General features: G+C 73.6%; 8 protein-coding genes and 1 pseudogene. 4 read left to right on the top strand and 5 right to left on the bottom strand.

The features are described from left to right. Positions 1-106: 106 nt before the first annotated feature. Positions 107-502 carry a DUF2809 domain-containing protein gene (locus AB0O09_RS38590; protein WP_363550464.1) on the top strand — a complete coding sequence of 132 codons (396 nt, stop codon included), beginning with the start codon at positions 107-109 and terminating at the stop codon, positions 500-502. Between the two features lie 34 nt (positions 503-536). After that, positions 537-821, top strand: a complete 285-nt coding sequence (locus tag AB0O09_RS38595) for a hypothetical protein (RefSeq protein WP_363550466.1) — start codon at positions 537-539, stop codon at positions 819-821. Positions 822-835: 14 nt separating this feature from the next. On the opposite strand, the gene AB0O09_RS38600 is transcribed toward AB0O09_RS38595, so the two are convergent. The 5 genes from AB0O09_RS38600 to AB0O09_RS38620 form a co-directional block, all read right to left on the bottom strand. Continuing rightward, positions 836-1393 carry a histidine phosphatase family protein gene (locus tag AB0O09_RS38600; protein WP_363550468.1) on the bottom strand — a complete coding sequence of 186 codons (558 nt, stop codon included), beginning with the start codon at positions 1391-1393 and terminating at the stop codon, positions 836-838. Between the two features lie 120 nt (positions 1394-1513). Further along, entirely contained in the window at positions 1514-2008 is a 495-nt protein-coding gene (locus AB0O09_RS38605) for a DinB family protein (RefSeq protein ID WP_363550470.1), read from the bottom strand. Positions 2009-2061: 53 nt separating this feature from the next. After that, entirely contained in the window at positions 2062-2196 is a 135-nt protein-coding gene (locus AB0O09_RS38610; RefSeq protein WP_363550473.1) for a hypothetical protein, read from the bottom strand. A gap of 336 nt (positions 2197-2532) precedes the next feature. Beyond that, on the bottom strand, positions 2533-3303 hold the full coding sequence (locus AB0O09_RS38615) for a lysophospholipid acyltransferase family protein (RefSeq protein WP_344625153.1): 771 nt from the start codon (positions 3301-3303) through the stop codon (positions 2533-2535). Between the two features lie 320 nt (positions 3304-3623). Next, positions 3624-4049, bottom strand: coding sequence for a DUF4395 domain-containing protein (locus tag AB0O09_RS38620; protein WP_363550476.1), 426 nt, complete (start codon positions 4047-4049; stop codon positions 3624-3626). A gap of 282 nt (positions 4050-4331) precedes the next feature. Between AB0O09_RS38620 and AB0O09_RS38625 the strand changes: the two genes are divergently transcribed. Next, a complete protein-coding gene (locus AB0O09_RS38625; protein WP_344625155.1) occupies positions 4332-4742 on the top strand; it encodes a thioredoxin family protein in 411 nt (136 codons plus the stop codon). Between the two features lie 367 nt (positions 4743-5109). Beyond that, positions 5110-5215: pseudogene (locus AB0O09_RS38630) on the top strand (electron transfer flavoprotein subunit beta); the annotation flags it as partial.

Genomic DNA, 5215 nt, shown 5'->3' on the forward strand with positions numbered 1-5215 from the left:
CAGGGGGGACCCTGTGGGAGAGTAGGACGCCGCCGAACAATTCTTCTGAGAAGCCCCGCCCGGGGACCCCGGGCGGGGCTTCTCGCATTTCCGGGGGGTGCGTGGAATGCGTTGGGGTGCGGCTCTCGCCGGCGTGCTGACCGTGGTCGCGGGGCTGGGACTACGGGCCGTGGGCAGCGGGGCGGTGGCGAAGTACGGCGGTGATGCGCTGTACACCGTGCTCGTGTACGTCCTGGTGATGATGGTGGCGCCGCGGATCAGGCCGGGCAGGGCCGCCGGGGTGGCACTGCTGCTGAGTTGGTGTGTGGAGTTCTTCCAGATGACGGGCCTGCCGGCGCGGTGGTCGGCGGAGAGCACGCTGGCGCGGCTCGCCCTGGGGTCGACGTTCAACGTGCCGGATCTGTTCTGGTACGCCGTCGGTGCGGGAGGCGGCTGGGCGGTCCACCGGGGCCTGGTCCGCGGTCGTGGCAGGATGCGGACCACACCGGGGGAGGAGCACTGAGATGCACGGCGAGGTCTGGCGGTTGACACGAGGGATGGAGCTCGTCGGTGAGATCGAGATCGGTGAGGCGGACTTCCCTTGGCTGGCGGGGACGTTCCGTCCCGGGCCGGGCTACCCCGCGGTGGCGCCGTGGTTCGCCGAGACGCTCGCCCTGCTGGAGGCCGAGGAGTACGAGGAGCGTTTCGACGAGGCGTACGACCGGATCGCCGAGGCGCTGACGCTCTCCTCCCCGGAGGGACCGGTCGCGGAGTTCCTGCTGCACATCGACGGCGACCAGGCGTGGTTCCGCTGGAGTGACGAGCCGTTCGGTGAGGGGTGAGGACTGACGGCCGGTCACGGCGGTGGGGCCCAGCCCGCGGGCACGGTGTAGTGCCAGCCCGGGCGCCAGGCCGGGGGATCCCGGAGGATCTCCTCCAGGGGGACTCCGGTGAGCAGGAAGTCCAGGGCCCACCGGTTGGCGGAGTGGGCGATCAGCAGGATCCGGCGGCCGTCGTACGTGGCGGCCACCTCCTGGAGGAAGTCGGCGGTGGCCCGTACGACCTGGCGGTAGCTCTGCCCGCCGGGGAAGGGTACGTCGAGGCAGTCGGTCCGGCGTGCGGCGACGTGTGCGGCGGGCCCGCCGTTCAGCTCGCCGTAGTCGCACTCGCGGAGCCGCCGGTCCTGGTGGACGGGTGGTCGGCCGTCGGGGAAGGCGAGGGCTGCTGTCTCCACGGCCCGGTGCAGGTCCGAGGTGAACACCGCGGCGAATCCGCCGCGGCGGCGGCGTTCGCCCAGCTCGGCGGCCTGGCGCCGGCCCAGGTCGGACAGCCGGCCCGGGAGCCGTCCGGTGGCGATGCCGGCTTCGTTGTCGGTGGTGGTGGAGTGCGACTCGTAGACGAGGTCGACGGCCATCCGGGTCCTCGGGGGAGTGGGATCCGTGCGTGATCCGCGGGTGCGGCTCATGGCGGGGCTTCCCCGTGGCCGGCGCGGCCATGCCGGAGACGGCGTCAGAAGTCCTCGTCCGGGCAGGCCTCAGCTGCTGCGGGTGCCGTCGAGGGTCTCGCGGATGATGTCGGCGTGGCCCGCGTGGCGGGCGACCTCCTCGATCATGTGGAGGAGGACCCACCGGAGGTTGCGGTGGGCGAGCTTCGGCCAGGCGCAGGGGGCGTCGAGGTCGGTGGCGGCAACGATCCCGCGGGCGGTGGCGACCTGCTCCCGGTAGTACGCGAGCCAGTGCGGGAGGGTGTCGTGCTCGCCGAGGACGAAGTCGTCCTCCGCACCGTCCTCGACGTGCGGCCACTCGTCGGGGAAGTGCCGGCCGGCCAGGATCACCTGGAACCAGCGGCGCTCCCAGAGGGCGTTGTGCTTCAGCAGGCCGAGCAGGCTGAGGGAGCTCGTGGTGGGCGCCTTCCGGGCGTCCTCCTCGGAGACTCCGTCCAGGGTGCGGAGCAGGGCGGCCCGCTGCTTGTCGAGGAACCCGCAGAGGGCGTCCCGCTCGGTGGCGGTGGAGAGCTGAGGTGCCGTCATGCGCCACGACCCTACCGAGTGGCCGGCAGGGGCGTGGCGGTCGGGGCTGCTGGTCAGGGCGCCGCGGTGCCCCAGTTGGAGCGGTCGTCCAGGGTGTTCGGGTCGGGCCGGGTGATCTGGTGCAGCCCGCTGCCGTCGGGGGCCACGGTGACGACCGCACTGGTCTGCTTCTCGCCGTCGAGGTACATGCGTCCGGCGATGAGGCCGCTGGTGGTGCCGCCGCCGTACGGGAGAGGCGGGGCCCTCGGGCCGGGGCGGTGGATCCGCCGCACAGCCCGGGAGCAGGGCGAGGGCGGTCAGGGCTCCGGCAGCGAGCCGGACGGTCGGGTGCGGCACAGCACGTGGTTGGTCTCCGTCACCGGGTCGGCCCCCGAAGTGGTCGAGCCCCCGCGAGAGCTGTCACTGTGCCAGATCGGTGATGCCGAACCGATGGTGGCGCGAGTGTGGTGCGCATGCGACCGGCCCACCCGGCGTACGGGACGAGCGGTCCGTACGCCGGGCGGTCCGTACGCCGGGCGGGAGGGTCAGCCGGACTCGCCCGCACGCTCCGCCTTGGCGGCGGCCTCCGCGGCTTCGGCGGCCTCGGCCTCCTCCAGGGTGGGCGCTGTGCCGCCGAGGTGGGCCGGGACCCACCAGGTGTCGTCCTCGCCGGACGGCTTGGCGGGGTACTCGCGCTGGGCGCGGTCCAGCATCTCGCTCATGGCCGCGCGCAGGCGGCGGGTGACCATGACCGGCTTGTCCTGCGGGGTGAGCTCGATCGGCTCACCGATCATGACGGTGATCGGGACGTGCCGCTTGGTGAGGGTCTTGGGGCGGCCCTTGGTCCACAGCTGCTGGGTGCCCCAGAGGATCACGGGCAGCAGCGGCGCGCCGGAGTCGGCGGCCATCCGGGCGGCGCCGGTCTTGAACTTCTTGAGCATGAAGGAGCGGCTGATCGTGGCCTCGGGGAAGACGCCGACGATCTCGCCCTCGCGCAGCGCCTTGACGGCGGCGTCGTAGGCGGGCTGGCCGTCGGTGCGGTCCACCGGGATGTGCCGCATGCCGCGCATCAGCGGGCCGGAGATGCGGTGCTTGAAGACGTCGTCCTTGGCCATGAAGCGGGTGAGCCGCTTGCCGCCGCGCCAGGGGCCGAGGCCGGCGAAGATGAAGTCGAGGTAGCTGATGTGATTGCTCACCAGGACGGCGCCGCCCGTCGCGGGGACGTGCTCGGCTCCGACGACGGAGACGCGCAGGTCGAGCGCCTTGAACGCGGTCAAGGCGGCGCGGATCACCGGTGGGTACACGAACTCAGCCACGGTCAGCCCTACTTCTCGTCGGGCCTGATGCCCGGTCCGGAGGTACCCGGGCCGTCGGGGCCGACCGGCGAGGGCGCGGCACGCCGCGGCGGCCACGGGTGTTTCAGCCCGATGATCCCCCGAAGACGTGCCCGATGTCACGCTGCGGCGTCCGCGGGGCGGGAATCGGCGGCGAGGCTTACGTCACGTGAGAGCTGCGTCTCACCCGGTGACCGATGGCGGGTCGCTCCGGCCGATCGCTCCGGCCGGCCGCCTCGGCCTGCGGCCGTCCTACGGCCGTGACCGGAGCAGGCCGGCGGCAGGACGGCGGCCGGGACGGGTCAGGCCCGTGCGCCGACGCGGTCGGTGCCGCGCCGCAGCAGCAGGTACGCCTCGCAGCCGAGGCAGTACCCGAAGGCGGCGTTGAGGAAGGCCGCGGCGAGAGCCAGCCCGGTGGCGGCGAGGCCCAGCCAGTCGGCGCCGGACAGGAAGCCGAGGGTGCCGACGAGCGCGAAGGCGAGGCCGACGACCTGGGCGAAGCGCGGCGGCCGGGCGTCCTCCAGTTCCCGCGGCGGGGCGAGCCGGGGCCGGACGAGCACCCGGAAGAGCAGGCCGTACGGCGAGCGCTGCAGGCCGGCGAGGGCAGTGACGGCGAAGACGACGGCCTGCAGGGCGAGCAGGGCGCCGCTGCCGGTGATCAGGGCGGCGGCGAGGACGACGGAGGTGAGCGCGGCGGCGAAGCGCGGGCCGCGCGGGTCGATCAGCACGAAGGGACTCCTGGGACGCGAACCGGTCGGGGACGCCTGGCCGGCATCCCGGGGCTTCTCCGGAGCCCCGGGGCGGCCGCGGTCAGCGACAGCGCGACGCGGTGGCCCGGCACAGGTCGACCACCCGGCGGGAGGTCAGCCGGGGCAGTCGGGGTCGGGGCGAGTCCATCCGGCGATGGTAGGGCCGGCGGGGCCGGGGGGCGAACGGTGTCCACCTGGTGGAGCGGACCCCGGAGGGGTACGGGTTCCAGGGGCTCCGCAGCGGTGCGGGACACTGGAGCGATGACCGGTTGGGTGGTGTGCGGTGCGGTGCTGGTGCTGGCGAGCGCCTTCGGGCTGCTGCGCGCGCACCGGGACGGAAGGCTGCGGGTGAAGGACGGGGCGGCGGTGCGGCTCACGGCGGCGGACCTGGGCGGCGAACTGGGGGACCGGGCGACGCTGGTGCAGTTCTCCACCGCGTTCTGCCAGCCGTGCCGGGCGACCCGCCGGGTGCTCGCCGAGGTGTCGGGGATGGTCGAGGGCGTGGCCCACGTGGAGATCGACGCCGAGTCCAGGCTCGACCTGGTGCGCCGGCTCGACATCCTGCGCACGCCGACCGTACTGGTGCTCGATGCGACCGGCCGGGTGATCCGCCGCGCCGCGGGCCAGCCGCGCCGGGCGGACGTCGTCGCGGCGCTCGGAGAGGCGGTCTGACCGGCCCGGACGGGCGGTGGCCGCCGCGCCGATCATCGTCGGCGTTGTCAAGACCTTCAATCTCACAGCGGATCTGCCGCCCGGTCAGGTGGTACCGGGCGCCGCCTGGGGCAGGATGGGCGCAGACGGCAGTGCAGCCGTCCCGGAAGCCTGCCGGCCAGGGAGTGCGGCGGCGGTCGGGACGCCCCGTCCGGGGCCTCGCAGCGCTAAGCTACTCGCCAGTAGCCTGTTCGAGCTACTGGCGAGTATGCTGCCAGGAAGTTCCGGACGGGCACAGGAAGACGCGGCCCGCGTGCGGGCAGGAGCGTGCGTTCCGCCCGACTGCACAGCCGCAGCCGCCGGACAGGACCAGTACAGGAGACAGGCCGTGAGCTTGAGGATCGTTGTCTGTGTGAAGTACGTGCCCGACGCGACCGGTGACCGTCGCTTCGCGGACGACACCACCACCGACCGGGAGGGCGTGGACGGCCTCC

The sequence above is a fragment of the Kitasatospora sp. NPDC093679 genome, assembly GCF_040683455.1.
GTDB classification, from domain to species: Bacteria; Actinomycetota; Actinomycetes; order Streptomycetales; family Streptomycetaceae; genus Kitasatospora; species Kitasatospora arboriphila.